The following is a 574-nucleotide window of genomic DNA, read 5'->3' as shown; positions in this document are numbered from 1 at the left end:
CACCACGGCGGCGTAGTGCGCACCCTTGACGGTGACCAGCCAGTCAAGATTGGCCCGCACGGTCAGCAGAGCGTCGAACGTCACGGTCACCCCGGCCACGGATCCACCCACCCGGCTGCCGTCACGAACAGTGGCCGCTGGTTCGTGGACCGCCGGACCGCCGGACCGCCGGACCCGTCCGGCGGGTCCTCGCCGAGCAGCGCAGCGGCGAGCGCACGGCGGCCGGTCACGGTCATCACCCGGCGCAGCGTCGATTCGTCCGGGATCCGATGACGGCCGGTGAACGGGTCGAACGGCAGCCGCAACCGGGTCCGTTCCGCCACCGAGGCCCGTCGTACCCACTGCCCGACCGCACAGGCGGAGTCGTGGCCCGCCGCGGTCAGCCCACACAGCCACACCGCCAGCAGCGGCGCAAGCGGATAGGAACGGCCCCGCGGTGACCGCGGATCGGGGACTGATTCCAGCCGCTCCCAGATCCCCGGCCGCGACACACCACCCGCTGCCGCCACCACAGCCGCAGCACGAGACAATAACCCTGCAGGCACACCGCATCCCAGACCACGAAGACTTCGAC

1 protein-coding gene is annotated in these 574 nt (G+C 71.6%); it reads right to left on the bottom strand.

Translation table 11 applies throughout. The features are described 5' to 3' along the window. Positions 1-86 precede the first annotated feature (86 nt). Positions 87-491: a transposase family protein gene (locus tag AC08OP_RS14855; protein WP_476614743.1), complete on the bottom strand. Its 405-nt coding sequence runs from the start codon at positions 489-491 to the stop codon at positions 87-89. Between the last annotated feature and the right edge of the window lie 83 nt (positions 492-574).

The sequence above is a fragment of the Frankia sp. CeRuru1 genome (assembly GCF_977966315.1).
The sequence above is the reverse complement of the archived record's forward strand: the minus strand, read 5'-3'. Positions and strand labels throughout refer to the sequence as shown.